This is a genomic window from Rhodococcus sp. 05-2254-6 (assembly GCF_002258565.1).
In the GTDB taxonomy this organism is placed as follows: Bacteria; Actinomycetota; Actinomycetes; order Mycobacteriales; family Mycobacteriaceae; genus Rhodococcoides.
In genome coordinates this window covers 41,019-64,474 of record NZ_NOZF01000060.1, presented here as the reverse complement: position 1 = coordinate 64,474, position 23,456 = coordinate 41,019, and the positions used below count along the sequence as shown (strand labels likewise).

At 65.2% G+C, this 23,456-nt stretch carries 25 protein-coding genes; 4 read left to right on the top strand and 21 right to left on the bottom strand.

Annotated features, from left to right (window positions below; all coding sequences use genetic code 11):
• Window positions 1-153 precede the first annotated feature (153 nt).
• A complete protein-coding gene (locus CH256_RS07740; protein ID WP_094623007.1) occupies window positions 154-525 on the bottom strand; it encodes a hypothetical protein in 372 nt (123 codons plus the stop codon).
• On the bottom strand, window positions 522-1,169 hold the full coding sequence (locus CH256_RS07735) for a DUF2510 domain-containing protein (protein ID WP_218828620.1): 648 nt from the start codon (window positions 1,167-1,169) through the stop codon (window positions 522-524). Before CH256_RS07735 ends, CH256_RS07740 begins: the two co-directional genes overlap by 4 nt.
• Window positions 1,170-1,474: 305 nt before the next feature.
• Here CH256_RS07735 and CH256_RS07730 point away from each other — a divergent pair, with 305 nt between their 5' ends.
• Window positions 1,475-2,095, top strand: coding sequence for an HNH endonuclease (locus CH256_RS07730; protein ID WP_094623008.1), 621 nt, complete (start codon window positions 1,475-1,477; stop codon window positions 2,093-2,095).
• Window positions 2,096-2,201: 106 nt separating this feature from the next.
• Here CH256_RS07730 and CH256_RS07725 read toward each other — a convergent pair whose 3' ends face one another.
• On the bottom strand, window positions 2,202-2,765 hold the full coding sequence (locus CH256_RS07725) for a hypothetical protein (RefSeq protein ID WP_094623009.1): 564 nt from the start codon (window positions 2,763-2,765) through the stop codon (window positions 2,202-2,204).
• A gap of 128 nt (window positions 2,766-2,893) precedes the next feature.
• Between CH256_RS07725 and CH256_RS07720 the strand changes: the two genes are divergently transcribed.
• Window positions 2,894-4,606 (top strand): Eco57I restriction-modification methylase domain-containing protein, encoded by a 1,713-nt coding sequence (locus CH256_RS07720; protein WP_094623010.1) that lies wholly within the window; start codon window positions 2,894-2,896, stop codon window positions 4,604-4,606.
• The gene (locus tag CH256_RS07715; protein WP_094623011.1) at window positions 4,603-5,712 is read left to right on the top strand and encodes a BsuBI/PstI family type II restriction endonuclease; all 1,110 of its coding nucleotides are present in this window, start codon (window positions 4,603-4,605) and stop codon (window positions 5,710-5,712) included. Before CH256_RS07720 ends, CH256_RS07715 begins: the two co-directional genes overlap by 4 nt.
• Before the next feature lie 70 nt (window positions 5,713-5,782).
• On the opposite strand, the gene CH256_RS28345 is transcribed toward CH256_RS07715, so the two are convergent.
• The gene (locus CH256_RS28345) at window positions 5,783-6,040 is read right to left on the bottom strand and encodes a hypothetical protein (RefSeq protein WP_218829128.1); all 258 of its coding nucleotides are present in this window, start codon (window positions 6,038-6,040) and stop codon (window positions 5,783-5,785) included.
• Window positions 6,041-6,770: 730 nt separating this feature from the next.
• On the opposite strand from CH256_RS28345, the gene CH256_RS07705 reads away from it, so the two are divergent.
• The gene (locus CH256_RS07705) at window positions 6,771-7,133 is read left to right on the top strand and encodes a hypothetical protein (RefSeq protein WP_143536301.1); all 363 of its coding nucleotides are present in this window, start codon (window positions 6,771-6,773) and stop codon (window positions 7,131-7,133) included.
• A gap of 69 nt (window positions 7,134-7,202) precedes the next feature.
• Here CH256_RS07705 and CH256_RS07700 read toward each other — a convergent pair whose 3' ends face one another.
• The 17 genes from CH256_RS07700 to CH256_RS07625 form a co-directional block, all read right to left on the bottom strand.
• Window positions 7,203-9,590 (bottom strand): DNA topoisomerase III, encoded by a 2,388-nt coding sequence (locus tag CH256_RS07700; protein WP_094623014.1) that lies wholly within the window; start codon window positions 9,588-9,590, stop codon window positions 7,203-7,205.
• Between the two features lie 69 nt (window positions 9,591-9,659).
• On the bottom strand, window positions 9,660-10,232 hold the full coding sequence (locus CH256_RS07695) for a hypothetical protein (protein WP_256984016.1): 573 nt from the start codon (window positions 10,230-10,232) through the stop codon (window positions 9,660-9,662).
• Window positions 10,229-10,375, bottom strand: coding sequence for a hypothetical protein (locus tag CH256_RS28005; RefSeq protein ID WP_155288950.1), 147 nt, complete (start codon window positions 10,373-10,375; stop codon window positions 10,229-10,231). Before CH256_RS28005 ends, CH256_RS07695 begins: the two co-directional genes overlap by 4 nt.
• 73 nt (window positions 10,376-10,448) lie before the next feature.
• Window positions 10,449-10,847, bottom strand: a complete 399-nt coding sequence (locus CH256_RS07690) for a hypothetical protein (RefSeq protein WP_094623015.1) — start codon at window positions 10,845-10,847, stop codon at window positions 10,449-10,451.
• Window positions 10,848-10,883: 36 nt separating this feature from the next.
• Window positions 10,884-12,509, bottom strand: a complete 1,626-nt coding sequence (locus tag CH256_RS07685) for a peptidoglycan DD-metalloendopeptidase family protein (protein WP_094623016.1) — start codon at window positions 12,507-12,509, stop codon at window positions 10,884-10,886.
• Window positions 12,506-12,844 carry a transposase gene (locus CH256_RS07680; RefSeq protein ID WP_094623017.1) on the bottom strand — a complete coding sequence of 113 codons (339 nt, stop codon included), beginning with the start codon at window positions 12,842-12,844 and terminating at the stop codon, window positions 12,506-12,508. The genes CH256_RS07685 and CH256_RS07680 overlap by 4 nt, the downstream gene beginning before the upstream one ends.
• Window positions 12,844-14,715 carry an ATP/GTP-binding protein gene (locus CH256_RS07675; RefSeq protein WP_094623018.1) on the bottom strand — a complete coding sequence of 624 codons (1,872 nt, stop codon included), beginning with the start codon at window positions 14,713-14,715 and terminating at the stop codon, window positions 12,844-12,846. The genes CH256_RS07680 and CH256_RS07675 overlap by 1 nt, the downstream gene beginning before the upstream one ends.
• A 53-nt stretch (window positions 14,716-14,768) precedes the next feature.
• Entirely contained in the window at window positions 14,769-16,274 is a 1,506-nt protein-coding gene (locus tag CH256_RS07670) for an SCO6880 family protein (RefSeq protein ID WP_094623019.1), read from the bottom strand.
• Window positions 16,271-17,842, bottom strand: a complete 1,572-nt coding sequence (locus tag CH256_RS07665) for a hypothetical protein (RefSeq protein WP_094669227.1) — start codon at window positions 17,840-17,842, stop codon at window positions 16,271-16,273. Before CH256_RS07665 ends, CH256_RS07670 begins: the two co-directional genes overlap by 4 nt.
• Window positions 17,830-18,666 (bottom strand): hypothetical protein, encoded by an 837-nt coding sequence (locus tag CH256_RS07660; protein WP_094623021.1) that lies wholly within the window; start codon window positions 18,664-18,666, stop codon window positions 17,830-17,832. The genes CH256_RS07665 and CH256_RS07660 overlap by 13 nt, the downstream gene beginning before the upstream one ends.
• Complete coding sequence (locus CH256_RS07655) at window positions 18,663-19,301, bottom strand: hypothetical protein (RefSeq protein WP_094623022.1); 639 nt, start codon at window positions 19,299-19,301, stop codon at window positions 18,663-18,665. The genes CH256_RS07660 and CH256_RS07655 overlap by 4 nt, the downstream gene beginning before the upstream one ends.
• A 54-nt stretch (window positions 19,302-19,355) precedes the next feature.
• The gene (locus CH256_RS07650) at window positions 19,356-19,625 is read right to left on the bottom strand and encodes a hypothetical protein (RefSeq protein WP_027494130.1); all 270 of its coding nucleotides are present in this window, start codon (window positions 19,623-19,625) and stop codon (window positions 19,356-19,358) included.
• The gene (locus CH256_RS07645; RefSeq protein ID WP_027494129.1) at window positions 19,622-19,828 is read right to left on the bottom strand and encodes a hypothetical protein; all 207 of its coding nucleotides are present in this window, start codon (window positions 19,826-19,828) and stop codon (window positions 19,622-19,624) included. Before CH256_RS07645 ends, CH256_RS07650 begins: the two co-directional genes overlap by 4 nt.
• The gene (locus CH256_RS07640) at window positions 19,825-20,124 is read right to left on the bottom strand and encodes a hypothetical protein (protein ID WP_051364808.1); all 300 of its coding nucleotides are present in this window, start codon (window positions 20,122-20,124) and stop codon (window positions 19,825-19,827) included. Before CH256_RS07640 ends, CH256_RS07645 begins: the two co-directional genes overlap by 4 nt.
• A gap of 36 nt (window positions 20,125-20,160) precedes the next feature.
• Window positions 20,161-20,799, bottom strand: coding sequence for a DUF6668 family protein (locus tag CH256_RS07635; RefSeq protein ID WP_094669232.1), 639 nt, complete (start codon window positions 20,797-20,799; stop codon window positions 20,161-20,163).
• Window positions 20,800-20,831: 32 nt separating this feature from the next.
• Complete coding sequence (locus tag CH256_RS07630; RefSeq protein ID WP_238325129.1) at window positions 20,832-22,520, bottom strand: cutinase family protein; 1,689 nt, start codon at window positions 22,518-22,520, stop codon at window positions 20,832-20,834.
• A gap of 51 nt (window positions 22,521-22,571) precedes the next feature.
• Entirely contained in the window at window positions 22,572-23,417 is an 846-nt protein-coding gene (locus CH256_RS07625; protein WP_094622982.1) for a hypothetical protein, read from the bottom strand.
• Between the last annotated feature and the right edge of the window lie 39 nt (window positions 23,418-23,456).

Genomic DNA, 23,456 nt, shown 5'->3' with positions numbered 1-23,456 from the left:
CACCAGATAGAGGTGCAGTGCAGCGCTGTTGCTGGATGGACGCTCGACCGTGACCCTCATCGACGGTCGAACAACATCAACCCTAATACATGGACACGGTATCTTGCAGCACCCAATAGCTCTTACGACAGCTTCGGGAACTGTGTTCAACGATCAATCCACCGAGCAGATGCCGTAAGCGAGGACGATGGCATACAACCTGCGAGCTGTTTCGTACCCCATCCCGCCGAGATTTTGGGACGTCGCCGAGATAATTTGTGAGTCGGAGGCTCCGCGCTCAGCATCGAGGCAGAGCCTGATCCCATGGTCGCGGACGGTGAACTGGCCGTACGCATCCACCAGATCACTGTCTCCGAGGTATGTGTCGAGCGCATCGTTGTAGCTCGGATACAGGCCACTACGCACTGCGTAGTTGGTTGTTTCCTGTTCTGGTGCAGTGGTCGCCGCAACGGTCGCGATCGTTCCACCAGCAATCCCGACCAGCAATAAGCCAGCAACCAGCTTGGTACGCAGAGCCGCGTTCATCGGGCATCGCTTTCGTTCTCGTCGGGGGTTTCCTGCGTAGGTGCGCCGGGAGCAGTTCCGGCAGTCCACTGCGAGCCGTCGAACCATCGAAGACCGTTCTGCTGGTGGGGGTCCGGGTACCAACCTGGAGGTGCCGACGGTAGGGAAGCATCGCCAGCTGCGCCCGTTCGGATCGGCGCGGGCACAGTAGCCGGGGTGGGTGTCGGCGGTGTTGGCGACGTTTTAGCAAGGTGAGCAGTTGCGGGGACGCCGGCGGTGCTGTTGCGTCGCGCCGCAAGGAGGTTCGTCCATGTGAGCTTCCGGAGCGCGAGAACCGCGACTGCGATACCGACGACGACTGCGGGCCATGCGACCCAGCGACGAAATGTCAATGCGTCGGTGCATTTCGTGTACGGCCCGACGTCGAGGTCGAGAGGGGTCGGAATGTCGAGACTGTCTGCGAGCGTGGTGTCGAATCTGTCGACGAGCGCCTCGGGTTCTTTGTTCTCCCGGGTGATCGTGGTGCCGCATGCCGCAGTGAGCCCATACGACGAGACCGACACGGGATACATGAGCAAGATGATCCCGGCGACAGCGAGAAAGACACCGACCAGAGCAGCCGCTCTGATTCGCGTTGCGCGTTCCGCCGAAGAGCGAACAGGCACTGAGAAACCCACTTTCTTCTCGGACGATCCCTTTGACGAAACCGCACGCTCCGCTATCGCTGTTGCCCGTCGTTCCGTTTCGTCGACGGAACGTGTGTGGACATAACCCGGGGGCGACGCCGATAGGGCCGCGACGCGCGCGACTGTGTGCATGTACAGCGCGCGGGGGTTCCGCCGGTGAAAGATCGAGGCATGGCAATCGTGCTCGACCAGGCTGACCGCCTCGATAACATCCTCGGCAAGCCGAGCACCGCCGTGTGGGAAGTCGACCACGGGCTCACGCAGGCCGTCCGTGGTCTGCCCACATGACCGGGGAGATCGTAGTGGCCACCGGATCGGGCCAGCCGACGCAGAAAGCAGACGTCCTCGCGCGGGCCTGCGCCGCGCTCAGCAACGGAGACGACAACGCAGCCAAGGCCATCATCGGCACCGACTACCCACACGTTGTCGGCACCATAGCGCAACGCCGATACACGCTCCCCGAGATGCTGCGCACCTTCTACCGCGACGGATTCCTCGACCGCTACTCCGGCGACCGACTGATCCACCCGGGAGCATTGAGATTGCTGTCGGTCGTGCTGCCGAACGAATTTCCCGCACATTCGAATTGGAAGATGACCGAGACTCATTTCGCGTTCTGGGAGCTGTTCCCGACCATCGATCACCTCGACCCTGTCGCCCGCGGGGGAGCAGACGAGGCCTCGAACTGGGTCACCACCTCGATGCTGCGCAACTCCGCCAAAGCGCACTGGAGACTGGACGAGCTCGGCTGGACGCTGCACCCACCCGGCGATGCACAGCAGTGGGACGGCCTGTCGGGCTGGTTCACCGACTTCCTCACCGACCGCCCCGACCTCGCCGCGTCCGCGGCCTATCTGGGTCGGTGGCTGCGCGCCACCCGCACGGTTCAGGCCGAACGCGCCTGAACCACGGGGCACGTCGAGACGGCAGAACTGGGGGAGTGCTGAGCCGGCGGTTATGGGCGCGGCCGATAAAGCAGCCCTTATGTCAGGCTCAACGCAGGTACGTCTGTCAGGGGTACCCAGTGGGGTTCACCTTGAGAAGTGCTTCGGCCTCTGCCAGCCACTTCTCGCGTAGCTCGTCAGCCTGGTCGTCCGTGAGCGTGGTGTACGGATTGTCTCCATTGAACCCGCGGGGGCTCTCAGGTTGCTGACGTTGCATTTCGTCGAGTTGGTCTTCACGCGCTCGCCACTGCTCATATTTCTGCTTACGGAAGGGCGCGATGTCGATCCCGAGGTCGCTGAGACAGGCCGCACCTTTCTCGCTCGCGGTTCCTGTTCGATAAAGCGTCAGCTGATGACTCTTCAACCAGTAGCTTTGTGCTGCCCTGACGACTTCCGCTGTGGCCTTGGTTCGTGTGGACGCCAGGGCAAAGGTGGTGACGCAGCGGTCGAAGGGAACGCCAGCGACGGTCTGTTCCCTATGTACTTGAGTGGCCAGGGTGGCGACCGGATGGCCATGTTTGTCTACGGCGACCCATGTGGGCGTGTCGAGCTTGGAGGGGTTATCTCCGTCGCCGAACGGCGCTCCGCAGTCGAAGAACATGATGGTAAAGGCTGCACCAGTGGCGCTCACCAGGTGACTGTACCGAGCAACCTTCGGGTACCTATGATTCATCTGACCTGCCGTTGCCGGTGAGTCGCCTGAGGCAAGCGGTTGCACTCTGCGAAGATCAAATGCACAGACCAGCAGGAGAGAGGGTGATGGTGTCCGGCCTTCTCGTCCCGGCTCGTGACCCGGGCGCTCGCGGCTCCAGAAACGCACGCGGCAAGGCGGCACCGGCGATGTCGCCGGCCACAGTACTGGCGGGCGTCCCGGAATGGTGGGCACAGCGCGCGAGCGCAGCCGGTCTCAGCGGCAAGTGGCTCGATGTCTCCCAGGCTGTCGATACAGCGCTCCCGAAAGAAGTTGCGACACCGTTCGACGTCCCCGAACAACTCGGCACCGCCGAACAGCTCGGCGAACGGTACGTCGCGTCCCTCGGCACAAAAGATCGATCGGATCACGGGCGTCACTACACACCGCAGCCGCTGGCAGCGGAATTATGGGCAATGACCAAACGTGCGCTCGGTTGGAAGCGCCCCCGCCCGCTCCCAGGATTGGTACGCGACCCGGCGTGCGGTGCCGGTGCACTCCTGTTGCCCGTACTCCGAGACCATCTCGGTGCCAGTGCGCGAACTGACCCGCAACTCGTGCTGGCGGGTCTGCCCAATGCCATTGCGGGCATCGACAACGATCCCAATGCCGTGTGGCTCGCCAACGTCGTCCTCGCCGCCGAACTTCTGCCACTGCTCGCCGTCACACCGCGCGCACGACGTCGTCCGCTTCCCGCCCTGACCGAAGTCGGGGACGGACTGGCCGCCAACGACTCCCGCTGCCTGGTTTCGCTGATGAATCCGCCGTACGGACGCGTCAAGCTGAACCCCGATGAGCGAGCCCGGTTCGCACGACACCTGTACGGCCACGCCAATCTCTACGGTCTGTTCATGGCGTCCGGGATCGAGTCGCTCTCCCCGGACGGAGTGTTGGCGGCCTTGGTCCCGACATCATTTCTCGCCGGACGTTACTTCGAAGCCCAACGGGGTGTCCTCGCCACCGAAGCACCCCTGCGGTCGGTAGGTTTCGTCAACGACCGGGCTGGAGTCTTCGACGGCGTACTGCAAGAAACATGCCTGGTGACCTTCTCGCCGAAGAAAACCCGAACTGTGACAATCACTTCCGTCAACGGCACTGTGAGTCCGATTGCCAAAGTCGCAACACCCAAGCGTGCCGGACCCTGGATCCTCCCTCGCCGTGCCGACGACGCCCCTGCGGCTGCCGCAGCTCTTGCAATGCCGCTCACTCTCGCGTCAGCGGGGTGGAAAGCGACGACCGGACCGCTGGTCTGGAACCGCCGAGCATCCGACATCTCCGCCTTGCACGCAGCGGGCGCGGTACCGATCCTCTGGGCTGCCGACATCGACGGTGGAGTGGTCCATCAGGACCCTGCCCGGGATGGCCAGCGGTATCTCAGCCTGCGGGTTAAATCCGACCAACAAGTGATGGTGCTCCGTGAGCCCGCCGTGGTCGTTCAGCGAACAACAGCCCCCGAACAGCCCCGACGCTTGGTCGCCGCTGAACTCACTGACTCAGTACTCACGCAATGGGGAGGGATGGTCGTTGCCGAAAACCACGTGAACGTGCTCCGCCCCACGTCGTCGAACCCAGCCGTCACTCGAACGACACTCACTCGGCTGCTCGCCACTCGCACCCTTGACCGAGTCATGCGCAGCATGTCCGGATCGGTTGCCGTCAGCGCGTACGAGCTTGAATCCTTGCCTCTGCCAGGCCGCGACATCCTCGCGTCATGGGAAGGCCTCAGTGGTGACGCTCTGGAAGCAGCTGTCCGGTTCGTCTACCGAACGGACCTGCCATGACCTATCTGCCGCCTGTCCCCACCCGCACCGAGGTCGAACAGCGACTACTGGCCATCTTCCCGCGCGCGGCATTCGACACCGCCTTGTCCAGCCCCATCGCAGCTACCGGCGTGACGGCCATGCTCTACGTCGGAGCGATTGTCCCAGAAGACGACGAGCCCACTGATGAACACCGGTGGATGACACCCACGATGTGCCTCTGGCTATCGGACGCCGGCATCGTTCACACCGATTTCTACGAACGAGAGCAGTGGTACGCCGCTGCCCGCCGCGGACAAAACAAGGTCCGAAGCCTCGTCACGGAATGGGGCCACGAATACAACCCGTGGTACGCCAACAACTCACGCGAGCCGCTGCGCGACGAATCGTTACGAATGCTGCGGGAACGCGGCGCGGCAACTTGGCGTCCCGGTAAACCACAGAACTACTCAGGGCCACGCTGGGCGCTCGCCGGGGCGTTCGCCGCGCTATTCGACCCTGATCTGACCGGAACCGATCTTGACGAAGCCATCGAGCAATGGCGCAGCGGGCACCTAGAACCGCTCGAAATGGTCAGGATCAGCGTTCAAGGCAACATGGCCGCAGCGTCAACCGCCGTCACCGTCACGATGCCGCACGACCGGTCGACCCGCGCCTTGGAACCCGGTGTCGCCTCACTGATTCTCAAAGGCGTCATCGAACAATGGGCACCAGCACGACTCGTGGTCCCAGTCGTCGTGTCCATCTCGGAACCGGGCAACAAACTGTACGTCGCCGACGGTCAGCTGCTCGCTGCCGCAGGCATCAGTATCAGCGTCTCTACGCTGCTCCCGGACGCCCTCATCGTCGACATCGGAACCAAACCGGCAACGTTCTGGGTAGTCGAAGCGGTCGCGACTGACGGTGAAATCGACAACGCACGGAAAGCTGCGTTGCTTCAGTGGGCAGCCGATCAAAAGATCCCGCCCGCCCGGTGCCAGTTTCTCTCCGCATTCGTGTCACGCAACGAGGGCCCGGCGCGTAAACGACTCAAAGACCTCGCCACGGGAAGTTTTGCTTGGTTCCTTGCCGAACCATCGCACGAACTCGCCTGGTACGAGCTGGCGGAGCCACCTCGATATGCGTAGCTGATTGTGCACTTGTGGCTTTCTCGCGATCCACGACCTTGTCCGGGTGATCGGTTCGCTATGTCCGTGATTACGGGCCCGAAGCGCGAGCGCTCAATGCTTTCGCCCGTTTGCTGAGGCGGTTGGTCGTTGCAACCAGAACGCTGCCTTCCTTGGCGGTCAGTGGCTTGAACTCGGCCACTCGAGCCGACTTAAGAACCCACTGTTCGTCACCGGGCCGCGTGGGGTCGAGCGTGAAGACGGCGTGCGCAAAGTTGTTGCGCTCGTGGAAGACAGGTTGCGCTTCGGCCAGCAGTGCTCGGACGTCGTCGGCCAGCGATGTATCCATCGATCTGAGCTGGCTTTTGCAGAGCTCGACTGCGGCTCCAGAGCTTTTGGCCACGTCCATCCAGTTCTCGGTCCAGGGCTTACCGTTCTTTGCGGCCCACCCGATCATTCCGATCTGGATCTCAAGCAACGAACATGCGGCCATCACCCTGCCCAGCCATTCGTAGTGGTCAGGCGGTGGAGTCGGGTTCGGTTGCTGCACTCTCAACTTCTTTCTTTGTGGCGGGGAAGCGGCAAAGTAGAGCCGCTGGATGCTACGCCAGTGTGAACCACTGCATGTGCTGTGCTGCCGCAGGCTTCGTCACACTCACGCGTCCACCACGAGCGTCGTGCGAACGCCCCAATCTCGCAGCCGCACTATTCAGGAAATGCATCGCAAGTAGATTGTTCGGTTTGTTGATAACAATCAGCCGAAGCGGGGGGCGCAAAGCCAACTGGCCATTTGGTGGACATTGTGTAGTACACGCCAGTCAGGTCTGCGGCGTCGAGATTCTTAACTTTACCCAGGTCTGCGCCCGCGAGATTGACGTTCGTTATCGACTCATCAGCGTGTAGGTGTGGACGAGGGGTGATCAGGGCCGCGTCTTCGGCGTCGGCTGTGCTCAGCGCCTGACCGACCCCTCGATCCTTGTTGGGGATTCCGGCAACCAGGCGATGCTCTGGCGATCGGGCCGTCGCCGTTAGTGTCAGCTGCGGACTGTCCGTCAGTGCCCGGCTCTACAGTGGCGGGCGTGAGCGACAACGAGTCCGTGGCCACGGTGCCTGAGCGTGTGCTCGACGAGTGCGCGCACGTGTTGATCGACAAGATCGACCAACTACTCGATCGGGTGACCGACCGCGCTGTGGCAGCACCGACACCGGGGTCGGCGGCGTGGGAGTTGGAGTGGAGCGTCCGAGACACTCCGATCGGACGTACGCGCGTGGCCGAACGCTCCCGTGTGAGAGAGGAACTGGCGCGCCGCGCACTTGCCGGCCTCGGCATCGCCGAAGGTTCCGCACCGGCGGTGCCGGCTACGCACGCTCCCCCGGTCCGACCCCGCCGGACGAAGCCCGGGCGTGTCCGCGTCGACGAGGCACAGCTGACCTTCTTCTGAACCCGCCGCTCGAACTCGTTTCCCGATGGGTGCAGGCGTACGACCCCGCTGCTGTCCTGCGGCACCCGTTTACCGACGCACGGTGCGTTTCTTGGTGCCTGCGGTGGATTTGCGGTCCTCGAACTTCAGCTTGAATCCAAATGTCTTGCTGCCCTGGTAGGTACCTCCGGCCAGTGCGCCCCTGGCTCGGTACGTCTTACCTGTCTTACTTGTGGCATCGAATTCGATGGTCTCCCCGGCCAGCAGCGACGCGAGTTCCTGCTCGGTGAAGTCCTTGCCCGGCCAGTGTTCGTTGGCCCCCCATCCCCGGCCTTTGAACGTGACCGGCTTGCCTTTCCACACTCCGCTGACCAGGTCGGTTCGAGGTGCACGCTCTTCGAACTGCGGGTTGAAGCTCACGTGTGGGTACTGCTTGCCGTCTTTCTCCCTGACGCCTGGTTCGAGTTTTCCCGTGCAGGTGAACGTCTTTCCCGACTTCGCGCTTGTTGCGATGATTTCGATGACCTGCCCGGCCAGCAGTTTCGCTACTTCGGTGTCGGTGAACCGGTGGCCACCGAAGACTCGCTTCGCGCGGGTCACGACCGTGCCTGCGTGGGTGAAGTGCAGCTCGGGTGGCAGGTCGATCATCTCCACCGCCGCCCGAGTCACTCCGGCTTTGCCCATACGCGCCGTGAGTTCGCCGGACAGCGTGCTCGAATTTGCCTTCATCGTCGCGAGGTCGCGGCGCACCAGATCCGCTACGAGGGAGAGATAGTCGGCTGCCTCACCGGTTCCGGCCTCGATCTGCGCCATCTGCTCGAAGACCTGCTCGGTGAGCGTGAGGTCACCGATGTGTGTACCCGGCAGGATCCGATGGTTGAGTTCACCGATCGCGCTGAGGGTGGTCTTGCCGCGTTTCTCGACCATCAAGGCCTTGCCGCCCGCGTTGTTCGTGACCTCGGCATAGGTGCTCGTCCGGGTCGCGCCGGTACCTACGCTCCGCTTCTCGAGCTGCTTCATCAACCAGCCCATCGTCGGATGCGGCGGCCGCGGCGGGAAGCCCTCGTGGACGAACGGGTCCGCGACAGTACCCAACGCCGTCACACCAGTGGGTTGCTCGTCGCGCTCGCCGTCCTCCTCCTCGACGACGAACACACCTTTCCATCCGAGCACTGCGGGCACATTCAGCGATCCGACGAAGCTCGGATACTTCTCGACGTGGCCGCGATGCTGGTCGTACTCGTAGTCGGGGGCGAGCATTGTCAGGTAGTTCTTCGCGAGGAGCTCGTAGATCTCCCGGCCCAATTCACCGTAGGTCTTCTCCACTGCCGCGAGGCTCGGCGGCACGTTGGGCCCCGGACGGTTGGCACCGTGCGCGCCACCGGCCTTGACGTGGCTCGTACGTGGGCCGCGATGGCTCAGCGCCGCCGGATCCACGCCGACCACACCGGCGATCGCGTCGACCGATGGAAGCAGCTCGTTGAATTGCTCGATCGAGATGAATTTGTCCTCGGTGCGCGGGTAGGACACCACCTGCGCCTCGTACATCTTCTGATAGGTGTCGAGAACGTTCTTGGCTCCGAAGCCCTTCTTCGCCAGCAGTGACGACAGTCCGGCCAGGTCCATCAACCGCGGCGGTCCCGTTTTCTTGCGTGTGGTCCCGTCGTGGACGACCGGTGACGACTGCAGGCCGCCGGGAACATCGTTCTCGTTCTCGAATCGATCGACCTCGGGGTCGGTGTACGTGACGCCGTTCTCGTCCCGAAAACGGTTCTCGTAGAACGCCTTCTTGAGGTATGCGTGGTGCGCGTCGAGCCCGTCACCGACGATCACGACCATTGCGGACTTGAGCCGCCCGTTACGCAGTACCGTGCTCGCCCCGGTCGTCTTGGTCGCAACTCTGGTGAACTGCATCGAGAGCATGTCCCACTTCGACCGGAAGTCGGCTTTGCGGTAGTCGCCCTCGGCAGCGATCGCCGTGACCGGCCGACGGGCTGTGAAGGCCTTACGCAGCGATGCCGGTGTCTCGTCCAGGAACTCCATGCGTTCGAGCTTCTTGTTCTCGAGGCCCAGGTACTCCACGATCTCCCAGCCCAGCAGTGAGCCTTCACCGGTCGGATCGAGATCGGCTGCATTGCAGACGCTCTCGCACTCCGAGAGCACTGTCTTGAGGTCCTGCAGCAAGCTTTTCGCGTCCGGATCGGTGACCAGCTTGCCGCCGGACACCCGGCGCCGGATCTCTCGCTCCCAGCGGAAGTCGTCGGCGTTCCACGGGAGATATTCGAGCTCCCAGCTCTTGTACTTGTCGGTGAGAGGCGCGGGCACCATTGCGGAAGGGTCTTTCAACTCCAGCAGGTGGCCGCGAGCGTGGACGATGACGTACTCCGTGCCTGCGAACGTGCCACTCATACCGCCCAGTGCGGTGGCGAAGTTGCGAGCTGCGGAGGGCTTTTCGGTGAGGATTCCGACTTTTCCCATGACAAGAGATCCTTCTCTGCGGTGCGTGCGGCGTGTGGACAGCGAGGGTGTTGCCGGTGGCCGGTCGGGCTAGAGGCTTGCGCTGACGAGGCGGTAGTTCGCGACCTTCCAGCCGTCGTCGGTGCGTTCGAGGTCGACGGCTCCGGTGTATCCGGTGAACGGGGTGATCTCACCGCTGCGGTGTTGGACGACGCGGTCGATGACGACAGCCACGGTGGCCTGGTTGTCACCGTCCATCTCGGCGGCTGTGCCGTCGGCGTAGATGCTGGTGTCCGGTCGAGCGACGGCGGTGACGACGTCTCCGCTGCGCGCCCATGCCGACCACTCCGGGATCGGCTGCGGGGCTGGATCGGGTGGCGTGGCGGCGGCGGTGGCCATCGATCCGGTCACGTTGTCGCGTTGGGCGTGCAGGGCATCCCACGGTGAGTCCTGCACTGCGGGTTGCCAGGTGAACACACCGGACATCACCGACGTCGCGACGCCGACCGGGTCGGTGGCCGACGGGTCGATGGCGATCCCGGCGTCCGTGCCCGGTGGTGGCGGTGTGTCCGAACCGCGGAACACGAACACGATCAGAGCGGCAATGGCGACCACCCCGACGATGCCGAGACACGCGAACACGATGCCTGCTCTTCGGCTCATCTCGTGGTCTCCTGCGAGTCGGAGTCGTTCGCTGATTCAGCGTCGGTGTCGCAGATCTGGCCCAGCGCAGCGGCTTTGGCGATGACTTCGAGCCAATCGACGATCGGTGCATCCGCCTGGCGGTTGTGGAGGATCTGTGCCATATCTGTGCTCCTTGGTCTGTGATGGTGCCAGTGTCCTGGTGGCCACCGACAACAAGTGTGGTTGTGTGCCGCGCTAGCCGACGGTGGGGACTCCTGCTGCGGCGACAACGCTCACCGTCCATATCGCCCACATGACGAGCGCGGTCGCCGCCACGTGGATGGCTTTGCGGAGCGCAGTGACAGTCCAGTTCTGCGCTCGCGCAGAGGCGTCGGCGACAGCGATGAGGCTGCCTATGGTCATCGCCGCGGTGACGACGATGACGGCCCACCAACCATGCGCGAGAACGTCGCTGGTCGCTGCGGCGCGGCCGCTGTCCTCGATCGTGGTGATCATCGACTCCAGGATCAGTCGGGCGACGGGAACAGCCCACACCGTCCATACGATGACCGAGGTCAGAGCAAGGGCTGTCAGTGCTCGATGTCGATCGTGGGACGTCAGGTGGTGGCTGGTGCGTGTCGGTGCGGTGTTCATGAGTGGGCCTTTCCGTCGAGCATTGGTCGGTGGCGGCTATCGGGCCAGGTCGTAGTCGGATGCGGTGGCGGTGATGGTGGTGACGTAGTTCTGGGTCTCCGAGTAGGGCGGGATGCCACCGAACTGTTGGACCGCTCCTGGGCCGGCGTTGTATCCGGCGAGCATCAGCTCCACGGGATCACCGGTGATAGAGCCGGATTCGATCCCCGGTCGCAGGGTGTCGGCGACCGAGCAGTTGTATCGTCCCTGCGCCATGACGGCGTCGCCGATGTCGTTGGGATCGCCCTCCCCCGCAGCTCCGGTGACCACGCCCTTGTCGTCGACGGGGAAACCGAACGACGCCCACGTGCCGGGGAGGAACTGCGCATACCCTTCGGCACCGGCCGGGCTGGTCAGACCGGGTGTGAAGCCGGATTCCTGTTTGAGCTGAGCGGCGAGGATCGCGGGTGAGAGCTCGCGGCACTGCGCGGCCGAGAGGGCGAGCCACGGCTCGAACTCGGGAGGGATCTGGCCGGCGGCGAGGTTCGCGTGATCACCGAGTCCGGCACCGGGTGCGGTGGTGCAGTTGCCTGTGGCTTTCGGTGCGGATCCGCCGCCGCCGGGGACGGGCCCGTAGGTCTGCCCGGGTGCCGGTGCGCCGTGGCCGACGGTGGTGACGTGGACGTGGTCGAAGTGGTTCTGGGTGGGAGATCCCCTGTCCTCCATGGTGTTCGGTTCACCTTGGGAGGGGATGTATTCCTGTCGCCAGATCATGTATTCGATCTGGAGGTAGTCGCGGTTCGCCCATAGGTAGTCCTTGACCTGGTCGCCGAGTGCTTTGCCTTCCTCGGAGGACCAGTTGTCGATCATGATGTCCGCGGCCCGGCCGGAGGGGTGGTCGTCGAATCCCCCACCGTCGGCGCGCCACCCACCGATCGTGGTGATCTGCGGGAACTTCGCGTGCACGGCGCGGGCGACGCGGACGGTGTCGACCTGGAAGTGCTCTTCGGAGCCGACGTCGGCGGGCAGCGCCGCCATTTCCGCTGTACTGCCGCCAGTCGGTGCGGACGGCGACGGCGACGGCGACGGTAGTGGGCTCTGGCCGGTCTGTCCGCTGCCGGGTTCGGCGGCGGCTTCGTAGAACGGCTGCGGGTCGATCGCGTTGTCGGGTGACCAAGGGCCGGTGTGGTACTCGAAGTGCAGGTGCGCGCCGGTGGTGTCGCCGTTGTTGCCTTCGTCGGCGATGTGCTGACCGGCGGTGACACGTTCGCCTGGCGTGACCAGGACACCGTCGGGGAACATGTGCCCGTACACCGTCGAGACGGTCTGCCCGTCGATGTTGTGCTCGAGGACGATCCACATCCCGAACCCGTCGGCGGGTCCGGCTTGGGTGACGATGCCGTCGGCGTAGGCGTAGATCGGTGTACCGACGGGTCCGGCGAGGTCGATGCCCTTGTGCATCGTCCCCCACCGCGACCCGAACGGGCTCGTGAGCTGCGCCTCGGAGGTTTTCATCGGTTTGGCGAACGACCCGGCCGGAACCCCGCCCGCGGCGGAGGAAATGCCTTTCCCGGGAATGCAGTTGGTGGGTACTTCTTCTCGGACCCCGGTGGTGACGAACAGGACCACGAACAGGGCCAGCGCGAGCACGACGGTCAGAGCGATCGCGCCGCCTTTTTTCACAACGCGGCCGCCGAAATCGACTCCGCGCCGATCGATCGCGGGGCGTGGGCGGCCAAACGCTCGGTGAGGGAACGGTTTTCCGAACGCAGTCGGGTGATCTCCTCCTCGGCGGCACGTAGTCGTGCGGTCACCTCGTCAGCTGCGGGGCGACGCGAGGGCCCGTACTTGTCCTTGATCCACCGGGCCACGGTGTTCTCGTGTGCCCCGATCGAGAGTGCCAAGGCTGCAACGCATTCGGCGCGGGAGGAGTAGTTGTGTCGCGACTTCTCGTATTGATCGAGCGCCCACGCGCGGGTCTGCGCCGGGTATTCGGCGCGGGGGTACTCGGCGGTCATCACTGCGCTCCGACCAGTGCCGTGTCGTGCGCGTAGTGGGCGTCGTCGGTATCGGCGGCGTGGTGCTGGCCGCCGGCGAAGTACTCGGCGAAGCGGGCGTTGGTGTCGTGGACCCCGGTGTCGTATTCGACGTCGGTGAGCACCGTCTGGATGGGGATGCCGGGGGTGTTGTCCTTGGCGACCTTGATCAGGAACTTCCCGCGCCCGATCGGGTTGCGGACGGTCCGCCGTTCGGACCCGCGTAGCGCTGCCCCGCGCGACCAGGAGGTGACCATCCCGGCTTCGGCGTCGGTGAACTTCAGCTCCCCGGACAGGCGTTCGACTTCACCGATGGGCAGTCCCCCGCACACGACCATGCCGGCGCGGTCGATGAATCCCTTCGCGGTCTTGATATCGGCTTCGGTGGGCAGGGTTTCGAGGTCACGGCCGGTGTGGGTAATCATCAGCAGCCCGGTCGCATCGGTGCGATTGAGACGGGTGATCTCGTTGACGCGGGCGACCATGCCCGGTCCGGCTCCGATGACCTGCCACAGCTCGTCCAGGGCCATCAGGAAGAGTCGTTGGCGGTCCAGGCCCGCGTCGGCGAGCAGGTGCGCCGCTTCCACGGTGCCGTAGGCGTCGGCCCAGCAGGAGAGCATCACGGCCGCTTTGAGGGTGGTGTCGCCGCGGTCGAGGGAGGAGACGTCGATGCAGATCATCGGTGCGTCGAGGTCGATCGGTTCGGTGGTGTGATCGGCGAAGATGTCCCCGAGCGGGCCGGAGGTCAGCGCGCCGAGAGCCTGCATCAATTCGGTGATCGCCTCGCGGTAGCCCTCGTGATCGGTCTTGTAGGCCGCTTGAAGCATGTCCGCCGATCCGGCGTCGATGCGGGCGTAGAGGTCCTTGAGCAGCGGCGGGTGGGTGTAGGAGAATCCGCCGTCGGCGTACAGCTCACGCAGCGCGATCCCGATCAGGGAATTCTCGAAGGCCTTCACCGAGTGGGTGTCGTAGCGGATCAGCTCGACCAGGGCGCAGACGGCGTTGATCTGGCGGGTGGAGATGGTGATGGTCGCGACGTCGATCAGCTCGTCGAGCTCGGCGATCCGAGCGGGGTCGGTGGCCTCGTCGCGGGCGGCGATCGCGCGGACGACGGCCTGGCCGAGGGCTCCGGCGGCGAGGGGGTTGAGATGTCCACCGCCGTGGCCGAGGGTGATGACCTGCCCGCCGACCAGGTGGGTGAGTTTGACGTATTCGCCTTTGATGTCGCCGGCGACGATCGGGGTCTGTCCCCATCCGCACGCCCCGAGGAGGATCTTGCGGATCAGTGTCGACTTCCCCAGGCCCGGCAGGGAGAGGACGAACATCGAGGGGTTTCCGATGAGCTTGTCGCGGAAGTAGGCGAATGGATCGCACGAGACGGCGTTGCCGGTGATGGCGTGCTGGCCGACGATGGTGCCCGCCGAGGGTGCGGCTGCGCCGATCGCCCACGGGTTCAGTCCGCACATCTGCACCGAGGTCGCTTCGTACTCGATCGGGGCCGGGACGGTGGACATCCGGCCACCACCGGCACCTTTGAGGCCGCGTGCGCTCGACGACAGTGCTGCGCGCCACCAGGGGTCTCCCGCTGCCTCGTGGACGGCTTGCTCGGCCCGTGGGTGGTCGTTGCGCCACCGGGTCAGCCCGAGGCCGCGCCGGGAAAGAGCGGAGGGTTCTTCGGCGTCGCCGGTGGCGATGAGGGCGGCGAGCTCGGCGTAGTCGGTGTCGCCGATGATCCACCGCACGAACGCCGACGGCTGCGGCGTTGACGTCTCGTACAGGTCGGGCTCGTCGGACCTGGCCTCGTCGTACCGAGGGTCGTAGTCCCTGCGCGGGCGGTGGTCGGTCGTCGTCATCGTAGGTGTCTCTTTTCTCGGGCAGGGGTGGGCCGGATGCGGTCGGCGGCGCTCTAGCTGCGGCGCACGAGGATCGAAGTGGAGATCTGATCGGGCAGGAGGACACCGACGCCGAGGCCGGCGGCGAACGCGGCGTCCTGGAAAGCGAATGCGCGCCGCAGTCGCAGGCGGGAGCGGGCGGCGAGGGATTCGGTGACGGCGGCCGCGTTCGCAATTTCTTCGACCGAGCCGACGGTGATCGTCAGCAGTGCCGAATAGCGTTCGTATCCGGCTCCGGAGACCATCTCGCGGCGGGCCTGCTCGGCGATCTCGTGGCGCTTCTCCGACCCGGCGGAGGTGATCTTGTTGCCGCGAGAGTTGATCGCGTGCAGGGCGTCTCGGTGTTGCTTGTCGACCTTCTTCGCGGCGTCCCCGGCGGTGTAGGGGCGGTAGACGAGCGTCAATCGCTTACGGGGGATGTCGTCGTGCGGCTGCAGCAGCGGTTTGAGGACGGTGTCGGTGAACACCGATTCGGGAGGTGCGGCCATTTCCCAGACGACCGAGACTCCGCCGTCGTGGCGGTAGTGACCCCAATCGGTCTTCGCACGTCCCGGTCCGGCGTCGTCCCAGTCGACGCCGTGCTCTTCGCCGGAGATTTCGAGTTCCTCGAAGTCGTTCTCGGTCGAGGGGTTGTAGGAGCGGTGCACGGCCGCGGTGATTTCGGCGGCGGTCATCGGTTGTGCGTCGATCCCGGCACCGGAGAGCGATTCGTACAGATCCGGCAGACGGCGGGCCAGTTCGGTGGCCATCTCTTCGGGGTCCTTCTGGCGTTCGCGGGTGGTGGCGCGGAAGGTGATCGACAGTCGTGCCAGGGTGCGGTGGCGACCCGAGGGCATCCGGACGGCGGACTGCTCGACGAACGACGCAGCCAGCGGCGGTGCAGTGGGGACGAGTTCGTGTTCGGCGCGCCGTGCCAGCCGCAGCCCGGTAGCCGGGATGTTCTCCACCACCACCACGGCACCGACGATGTCGCCTGGTAGTCCGAGGTCGGCGAGGTAGACGCCCCAGTCTGCGGTGTAGAGGTCTTTGTCGCGCTGGACGATCGCTTCGTCACCGCCCGGGAGGGCATCGAATACGACGGTGTAGCGGTGATCGTCGGGGTTGTGGATCATCCCGAACTCGTTGCCGTGACGGTCGATTCCCATGTAGACCTTGGTGCGGGCGAGCAGGCCAGGGAGCTTGTAGCGGCCACCAGGGATCCTCGAGTGCGGTCCGGCGTGGTACTCGGTGGACTTGTCGATGTGCTTACGCCGCATCCATTGCATTCTCAGTTGTCCTGTCTCGTAAAGGGTTCGGCCGTTCGGGGCGATGACCAGAGGGGTGAGGATGAGCGCGCCGACACCCATCAGAGCCAGTCCAACGACGACGTGGACGAAGATCAGGACTGCGAACGAGACCGCGAAAAACCCTGCACCGTAGGCAATGACCTTCGTCGGCAGGCCAAACGCGAACGTGCTCTGCGGCCGGTTACCTGCCGAATAGATCGGCGGCTCGTACGGGGCTTCGAGCTGCGCGCTCATCGTTGAATCCGTCCGTGGTAGTTGCCGACTGCGCCTTCAGCGGCCGAGCCGAGAGTGGTCGAGGCCGAGCCTGCGGTGCGGCCTACGGTGCCCGCAGCTTTGAGTGCCCCTGCTGCGCCGCGCAGGGTTGCCGAGGTACCGGTGCGGCCGGCCGATGCAGCGGCCGTTCCGACTCTGCGGGCTGCGCCCATCGGCCCGGACGATGCGCCCGCGTGCGAGGGACTCGATCCACCGTTGTAGCGGCCCTGGAAACCGGGAGACGAACGTGCGCCGGTACCGGCCGCACCCGAAGACCCGCCCTTGCCGCCACCCGAGGATCCGCCGACGGAGTTCGCGACCGAGCCGAGGGCACGCGATGCAGCCATCCCACCGGCACCCATCACCGCCCCGCCTGCTGCGCCGAGCTGACCGACCTCCCTGCCACCGGCGGAGATGGTGTCCGCTGCGGGAGCGACGATCTTGATCAAGGTGGGTAGGGAGAACCCGATTATCGCCAGGAGGACGGAGCCGATGATGACGGTGGCGATCTGATCCGAGCTCGACGCCGACGACGCCCAGAACGCGAACAGGTACAGCAGCGTCGCGACCGGTTTGAACAGCAACGCGCCGAGAGTGAAGGCAATCATCGACTTGTAGGAGCTGCGCCCGGTGCCGGTGGCCGACGCGGCAGCGGCGAGCGGGATCACGGCCACGACGACGCACAGCACCGCCTCACGGATCAACAGTGCGATCAATTGGGCGACCGACCCGAGGAATGCGAACCCAGCGCAGGCGAGCGCGAGGATCGGGCCGAGGCCGGTCTTGTCGTCGAACGCGGTGATGGCAGTGATCTTCTCGTTCAGGTCTCCGCCGACGAACTTCTCCAGCGCGTATGCAGAGGCGATGTCGCCGCCTTGATGGAACATCAACACCAGAATCGGCAGCAGTGACACGGTGACGACGGTGCGCACCAACATGGTCGCGGTCTCGGTGGCCCCTTCCATCACCGCTTGTTTGCGGGCGATCGCGAGCTTGATCATCGCGATGATGATGGAGGCAAACAAGGCGACGACGGTGAACCCGGAGATCAGATTCCGCAGCCCCGACATCGCGTTCTCCGCCGCGAGGCCCGGTATGCCGGAGGACATCCAGAACGTCATCACCGACCGGAATGCTTGGGTGTTGCCTTCCATCACCGATTTGGCGAAGTCCCCGACCGGGTCACCCCAGAATGTCGAGACTGCGGAGTCGACAGCGGTAGAGAACGCGTCACCGGGGTGATCACTGAACGCGTTGTCCAGGCACAGTGCCTCGTCCATGAAGCCACCGACCGCGGTTCCCTCGAGCGCATCGTTGAGCCAACCGTCACCGAGGACCGGCGAGCCTTCGGCGACGCACTCGCGGCGTTGTTGCTGGAAGTCGTTGCCGTCGGCGTCGGGGTTGATCTGCTCGGTCAGATTCGGTGCGGGTGCCGGTGTCGGATCTTGGGCGTGTGCGAGTCCGCTGGCCCCGACGACCGCGATCAGTGAGAGCAGTGCAATGACGACAGCGCGGGCGGCCAAGGCCGCTGTGCGGGTCACAGTGCCCACCGGGTGAAACCATCGAGCGAGCTGTACGGGCCGCCAGTAGTGGCACCGTCGAGTTTGCTGACCTTCCAGGTGCCACCATCCCACGCCATATTCAGGCGCAGTCCTGTGTAGGTCGGGTTCTGCATCCGTCTACCGGCGTCATCGACATCGCGGATCTGGGCGAGCTCGACGACGGCGAAACTGTCCGTGCAGGAGAGAATCTTGAACGCCATGGGTGCCCGCAATGCCACAGTCTCGGTGTTGACCGGTTTCGCGAGTTCTGCTTCTTTCTTCTCCTGGGTACCGATCTTCTCGTCGGGTATCAGGGTGAGCTTCTCCGTGGATTCGACAGCCACAGGTCCGCCCGCGAGTCCGCGGGGTAGGAAGTTTGCGGCGGCCAGTGCCGCGCCTTGCGGGGTGCGGGTGTAGCCGGCGAGGACCAGCCCGTCGATGTACGACGGCCCATCCGTCTCGGAGTACAGGGTCGAGACACCGAAGTTGCGTTGGATCATCATCGACTCCGGGGACGTCACCGGTCGGCCGTCGTTGGTGCATTCGACACGCGGCCCGGTCGGTTCTCGCTGTGGCAGTGGTTGACCCGCAGGGTTGTTCGGGACCATCACCGTGCGCCCGGACAAGTCCGCGTCGGGAACACCGAAGCCTTCCGCGCCGGTGTCGAGCTCGGAGTCACCGGGGGTAGGTGCTGCTGTCGTCGGCGGTGGACCAGCGGTGGTCAGCGGGGTGTCGTCGTTCATGTTCGGGATGATGAACACGATCGCGCCGACGATGGCGATGACGACGATCGCAGCAACGGTAATCAGGACGGTACGTAGCCGACGGTTCATGGGGTGCGCTCCAATGTGGTGTAGCCCTCGAGGTTGTCGATCTCGACGGCGTCGATGTTTTCCTCGGAAGTGGGTAGCACGATCCGCCAATCGCCGCTGATCCATTGCAGCGCGACAGGATAGGAAAACAACTCGGTTCCGGTCCCGATGGTTTGTGCCACCGACACCCCCGCCGAAAGCGGATCACTGGAGTAGTCGGTGACCTCGAACCCGACGAACTTCGGTGCAGCGTCGGCAGGGACCGAACCGGAGACGGTGACGGCGGCGCGTGCGGCCGCGAACTCGTCGCGACCGGGCCCGGGTGCGGTCACGGTGTTGACCACTTCCGGCCACGCGCGGTCGTCGGCGACGGCAAGTGCGGTCTGCCCGTTGATCGCGGCCAGGACAGCACCTTGTGGGGTCTGTGCATATCCGCTGCGATTCACCGATGTTCCAGCGAGGGGCCCGTCGACCCGTGAGGTGGGCACCGATACCCCTGCGACCTCGCGCCAGGTCAGCTCGGCCGGAGCGGAACGCAGATCCGGTGCCGGATCCGGGGCAGCGGCGGGTGTGTCGTCGTTGCCGGATCCGCACGCAGCGAGTGCGAGGACGGTCGCCGCTGTCGCGGCGATCCGGAGTGTGCGGGAGACGGTCATCAGAGGAGGGCCTTTCAGGTCGATGCAGTTCGGGCGCAGGGAATTTCGGTGTTCTCAGGCGAGTACGGCTTGGGCGATCCCGGATGCGGATCCGATGATGGCGGCACAGATGAGGATTCGGGCCAGGGTGGCGTCCTCGACCATCTGTGTTCCGGTGGATTTGCGTTGGTTGACGAACACCGCCCCGCACACGAACAGTGCTGCGATGCAGGTGACGATGGCGAACCAGAGCAGCCACGACAGGCCCGTCATGACCGGCTGCCACACCTCGTCGGGCCACTCGACCGGTGAGGTCGGTGGTTGCGCGAGCACGTCGATGTTCATGTCATCGCCGCCGTGACCACTGTATTCGCCACTCCAGCAACGAATCCGAGCAATATCGACGCATACAGCAGTCCGGTGGCCCGCTGGTTGGCCTGACACCAGCGGCCCCTGAATTGGTCGTACGCAAGCTCACCGCCGCCGACCATGACTCCGACAATCGAGGCGATGATCAGACCCCACAGAGTCCAGTTCACGATGGTCATAGGACGAGCATGTTGACCAGGCCTGCGGCACCACCGATGACGATGGACCCGAACAGTCCGCCGACGAGTTTGCCGGTCGCGTTGCCGCCTTGGCCGCCACCGGAGATTTTCTCGTACGCGAGCATCGCGCCGCAGATCATGATTCCGGCGACGGCAGCGATGATGCATCCCCACATCAGCCAGGACAGCAGGGTCAAGATCTTGTCCCCGGTGGGGCCGTCCGGTGCTTGGGGGCTGACGTCGCCGATGTTCTGCGCGAGGAATGTGGTCGTCGATGCGGTGAGGCTGGCAATCATGGTGTTCTCCTTGGGTGTTGGTTGAGAGGGTGCGGTTCAGTGGCCTGACGCATTGCGGGCGGCGGTGAAGATCTCCCGCCCGATCGCGGCGAGTTCGTGGTGTGGGCTGGTCGTAGAGGGGGCGGGGGCTCGCATCCGCCCTGGTGGGGGTGGTTCAGGTTCGGTGGGGGTCCAGATCGCGAGTTCGTTCTGTCTGTGGGTGCGCAGATCCTCGACGTACGGGACTCGCCACACAGCTGGTGCTGCGGAGGCGACGACGTCCGCCCATCGGCGCAGGGTCTTGGGGAGTGGGCCGGGGGCGTCGGGAACAAGGACCAGTCCGAGGAGAGTGCAGTCGCCGACGAGGCCGGCCTGAGCTTGCAGGAGAAGGTCGTGGGCAGCGTCAAGGCCGGCCCGGTCCGTACGGCACACGACCACGACGTTGCGGTGCCGGTCGGCTGCGGGCCAGCCCCGGCGAGCATCGCCCGCCGGGGCCCAGATCTGAGCGAGTGTGCCTGCGCCGGAGCGCCCGTGAGCGGCGAGGAGCCACATCACGGGCGGGCGACCGTGGACTGCAACCGGGTCGTCGTGAATCGGTGCTCGGCGTGAGGGCGGCGGTATCCGCAGCCCGGCCGGGGTGACCGACACGTCGTCGTCTCGGTAATAGTCATGGTGCTCAGCTGGTTGTGCGGCCATCTCGGGCGCACCTCCTTCTCCGGCGTTCTCGGTCACCGAGTGGTGGTTGGTGAGACGGTGGTCGGCACAGCGGCAGAAACAGAGGGGGTCGTCGTGGTGGCCGCTGAGGTCGTCGTTGCGGTTCCGGTGGTTCCGACGGTGGCGTGGGCGGCGAGGATGCTGCCGGCACTGCGGACGGTGTCGGTGGTGGCGAACAAGGCCGCGCCTTGTTTGATCACTGCCCCGACCTTGTCTGCGAGGCTCTGATCGCCGGTCAGGTCGGCGGCGAGTGCGACGATCCACCGCACGGTCAGCTCGACGGGGGTCTCACCTTTGGATCCGACCGGAACGCTGTCGTAGGAGCCGTGTTTGGTGGCGGTGTTCCAGTACGAGGTGTCGGTGACGAGCTGCGCGAGACCGGCGTTCTCGTCGATGGTGTTCGACACTTCCTTGAACGCGACGTCGACGGCCGAGTCGATGGTCGCCGGGGGTACGAGCTTGACCGCTGAGGACAGCACTTTGGTGGCGAGTATGCCGAGGGCTGCGGGTGGGTTGGTCAGGCCGACGGTGGCGAGCTGGCCGATCGTTTCGGGGGTGATGACGTCCTTGGCGACGGTGATCGCCGCCCCGATGGCCATACCGGCGATCTTGGTGACCGCACCGACCGCTTCGTCGATCATCTCGTCGGTCGAGGTTGCGGACGGGTCGGAGTACTTCGCCATCTTCGACAGCACTGTTTCCGAGGACGAGTTGACCTCGAATCGGCCTGCCTTGGAGTCGAAGTCGATGTTGTCGTTGATCACCGACGCGCCGGTCATCAGGGCGGTGCGTCCGACGGCGGTGGAGACGTCGGTGAGGATCCGGACGGGGTCGCGGGTGTCCATCGAGGACTGTCCGGCGATGGATGCCACCAGCTTGGCGGCGGGGGCGTCGATGGGGGTGTCGCACGCGAGATCGCCTGCGGTGCAGTACGAGGCGACCCGGTCGGAGACTGCGCCGAATCCGGCGATTTTCGGTGTCGGTGCGATACCGCCGCCTGCGGGGGCGGCTGCGGCGACGGCCGGGGCGAGTTGGACGGTGTCCACTGCTGCACCGCTCGTTCCCGGTGCCGGGGCGGGGGTGGAGCCGCCGCCGGCGATGACGTCTTCACCTTCGGAGCGGGTGGGGTCGGAGAACAGTGCTGCGCCGGCGAAGTGGTCGGCGTCGACGGGGCCGGTTCCTGCCCCGATGTCACGGGTGACCTGGGAGGCGACCTCGCCGCCCTGGGAGTAGCCGGAGAGGAAGACTTTGGTGCCGGGGCAGCGTGCGGCGATGTCGGAGATCATCTTGGTGGTGTTCTCGACGCCGATGTCGACGGACTGGGCGTAGGGAACGGCGGAGCGATCGCCGGGCTTGCCGCCGAAACTCGCCGGGTACGGGACATAGCTGCGTTCGAGAGCGGGTCCGTCGCCGGAGTTCGCATCACGCATCGCCGGGACGGTCAGGCGGGAGAAGAAGCCCGAATCGGTGTCGGGTGAGGAGTTCTCGTCGATCTCGGTGGTGCCGGGGACGACGACGAGATGCAGTACCGGGCAGTTGCCGTCGGTGCTGGATTGGCTGGTGGTCGTCGATCCTGACGGGGTGGGAGTGGCGGAGGGCTGCGCGGCCGCGACGCCGCTGGCGGAGACCGCGACCGTCATCGCTGCGGTGGCGGCGAGCAGGCGCGGAGTGAGGCGGCGAACCTGGTCGATGGATGTGTGCACGGTTTCTCTCTTCTTCGGTGGGGTCCAGCAGATGTGCCTGGTCATAAGGGGTCAGCGCGGGACGATGGCGGAGATGAGCGTTGTGCCGTCCTGCTGCTCGGTGGTGGTGATCCGTTGGCGGCTCATGCGGCCGTCGATGCCGGGTCCGCGTTCGACGACGGTGACGTCGTAGATCCCGGCGTCGATCGGGTCGGCCAGGACACAGAACTCGATGTCGGGTTCGAGCTGGTCGATCCCCTGCTGGAGTCTCTGCGCGGACGCCATCACCGCGTCCGGTGCACCTGCTGCGCGGGCTGCGGCACCGTCGCGGTCGAAGTAAAAGGCCTTCTCGAACCGCCAGATCGCCACCGCGCCAGGGTCGTCACTGTCTTCGGTGACCGGGTCACCGTCGGCTTGGCCCTTGCACCAGGTGACATCGGCGGCGGCGGCACCGGCGGCAGCGGGGGCCGCCGATGTGGGAAGGGTTGTGGTGGTGACGATGTCGGCGGGAAGCAGTGCGGCAGGGGCCTGCGGTTCGTCACCGACGCCGGTGAGGACCAGAGCTGCTCCCAAGCCTCCTCCGACCAGAACCGCGAGTGCAGTCGTGACGGCGACAGCGGAGCGGTGACGTCGCCACCAGGACTGCGAAGGTGTGGGCGCGGCGTAGGGGCCTCCAGTGCGAAGTAGAGAGGTCCGTTCGTCGAAGGAGCTGTATCCGTCCGTTGGCCGTGCTGGGTCCACGTCGTCCGCAGAGTCGCCTGCGAACCAGTCGTCGTCGGGATCGTCGTCGGTATGGTGCTGGTCGGTCAGGACGGTCAGTCTGCGCTCGGACGCTGCAGCGGCAGTCTCTGTGTCGGCGACGATAGGGTCGGCGAACCAATCATCGGAGCTGTCGTCGGGGGTCTCTCGAGGTGCCACAACAGGGCCTTTCCGAGTGTCGAAGTGCAGGAACGGGAT

Excerpts from the sequence above, each read along its gene's own strand:
- CH256_RS07740 (WP_094623007.1), bottom strand. The coding sequence starts at position 525 with ATGAACGCGGCTCTGCGTACCAAGCTGGTTGCTGGCTTATTGCTGGTC.
- CH256_RS07730 (WP_094623008.1), top strand. The coding sequence starts at position 1,475 with ATGACCGGGGAGATCGTAGTGGCCACCGGATCGGGCCAGCCGACGCAG.
- CH256_RS07720 (WP_094623010.1), top strand. The coding sequence starts at position 2,894 with ATGGTGTCCGGCCTTCTCGTCCCGGCTCGTGACCCGGGCGCTCGCGGC.
- CH256_RS07715 (WP_094623011.1), top strand. The coding sequence starts at position 4,603 with ATGACCTATCTGCCGCCTGTCCCCACCCGCACCGAGGTCGAACAGCGA.
- CH256_RS28345 (WP_218829128.1), bottom strand. The coding sequence starts at position 6,040 with ATGGATACATCGCTGGCCGACGACGTCCGAGCACTGCTGGCCGAAGCG.
- CH256_RS07700 (WP_094623014.1), bottom strand. The coding sequence starts at position 9,590 with ATGGGAAAAGTCGGAATCCTCACCGAAAAGCCCTCCGCAGCTCGCAAC.
- CH256_RS07695 (WP_256984016.1), bottom strand. The coding sequence starts at position 10,232 with ATGAGCCGAAGAGCAGGCATCGTGTTCGCGTGTCTCGGCATCGTCGGG.
- CH256_RS28005 (WP_155288950.1), bottom strand. The coding sequence starts at position 10,375 with ATGGCACAGATCCTCCACAACCGCCAGGCGGATGCACCGATCGTCGAT.
- CH256_RS07690 (WP_094623015.1), bottom strand. The coding sequence starts at position 10,847 with ATGAACACCGCACCGACACGCACCAGCCACCACCTGACGTCCCACGAT.
- CH256_RS07680 (WP_094623017.1), bottom strand. The coding sequence starts at position 12,844 with ATGACCGCCGAGTACCCCCGCGCCGAATACCCGGCGCAGACCCGCGCG.
- CH256_RS07675 (WP_094623018.1), bottom strand. The coding sequence starts at position 14,715 with ATGACGACGACCGACCACCGCCCGCGCAGGGACTACGACCCTCGGTAC.
- CH256_RS07670 (WP_094623019.1), bottom strand. The coding sequence starts at position 16,274 with ATGAGCGCGCAGCTCGAAGCCCCGTACGAGCCGCCGATCTATTCGGCA.
- CH256_RS07660 (WP_094623021.1), bottom strand. The coding sequence starts at position 18,666 with ATGAACCGTCGGCTACGTACCGTCCTGATTACCGTTGCTGCGATCGTC.
- CH256_RS07655 (WP_094623022.1), bottom strand. The coding sequence starts at position 19,301 with ATGACCGTCTCCCGCACACTCCGGATCGCCGCGACAGCGGCGACCGTC.
- CH256_RS07650 (WP_027494130.1), bottom strand. The coding sequence starts at position 19,625 with ATGAACATCGACGTGCTCGCGCAACCACCGACCTCACCGGTCGAGTGG.
- CH256_RS07645 (WP_027494129.1), bottom strand. The coding sequence starts at position 19,828 with ATGACCATCGTGAACTGGACTCTGTGGGGTCTGATCATCGCCTCGATT.
- CH256_RS07640 (WP_051364808.1), bottom strand. The coding sequence starts at position 20,124 with ATGATTGCCAGCCTCACCGCATCGACGACCACATTCCTCGCGCAGAAC.
- CH256_RS07635 (WP_094669232.1), bottom strand. The coding sequence starts at position 20,799 with ATGGCCGCACAACCAGCTGAGCACCATGACTATTACCGAGACGACGAC.